Below are 976 nucleotides of genomic sequence, written 5' to 3'. Positions count from 1 at the left end.
GGAATGGCTGATCAGGTTCACAGAGCATCGGATCGGCGACCGGAGGGGAATCAGGCTCATACGTAAGTGGCTCACAGCCGGGACGTCGGAGGAGGGTCAATGGCGAGCAACGGAGGAAGGCACCCCACAGGGTGCGGTCATCTCACCGCTGCTGGCAAACATATACCTCCACTACGTCTTCGATCTGTGGGCGCATCAGTGGCGACGTCGCTATGCCACAGGCAATGTGGTAATGGTCAGATACGCCGATGACATCGTCATCGGGTTCGACAAACGATACGATGCCCGGCGCTTCCGTATAGCCATGCAGCGCAGACTGAGGGAGTTCGGACTCACGGTTCACCCGGAGAAAACCCGTCTGATGGAGTTCGGCCGCTTCGCTGCCGAAAACCGTGCCATCAGGGGAAAAGGCAAACCAGAAACGTTCAACTTCCTCGGGTTCACGCACATCAGCGGGAAAGATCGCAACGGCAGGTTCATGCTGATACGAAAGACCCGCCGGGATCGGATGACGGCAACTCTGAAAGCCATCAAAGACGGTCTGCGAAGGCGCTGGCATTACTCAATCCCCGAACAGGGAAAATGGCTCAGGAGAGTGGTTCAGGGATACCTGAACTATCACTCGGTACCGGGCAACTTCCCCACCATGCAGAAGTTCAGGACACACGTAACAAACCTCTGGCGCCGGGCGCTCAGGCGCAGGAGCCAGAAGGATGATACGACCTGGACGAAAGCAAACAAACTGGCAGCCGCATGGCTACCAAGGGTTCGGGTTCTTCATCCATGGCCTGTGGAGCGGTTCACCGCCAGACACCCGAGGCAGGAGCCCGGTGCGTAAATCGCGCACGCCGGGATCTGTGCGGGGGGTATCCGGTAACGGGTATCCCTACCGCGACAATTTATCTCCAAAGGAGGCAAGATGAACTACAGCATCACCACCCTCGGCAAGAAAACCATCGCCGGTTTCCATCTGGTC

General features: G+C 57.8%; 1 protein-coding gene. It reads left to right on the top strand.

The features are described from left to right. On the top strand, positions 1 to 838 hold an 838-nt coding region (locus HGP29_RS28205), incomplete at its 5' end, for a reverse transcriptase domain-containing protein (RefSeq protein WP_262889556.1). Positions 839 to 976 lie beyond the last annotated feature (138 nt).

Origin of the sequence: Flammeovirga agarivorans, assembly GCF_012641475.1 — a bacterium.
Lineage (GTDB): Bacteria > Bacteroidota > Bacteroidia > Cytophagales > Flammeovirgaceae > Flammeovirga > Flammeovirga agarivorans.
This window is presented reverse-complemented; position numbering and strand designations above follow the sequence as displayed.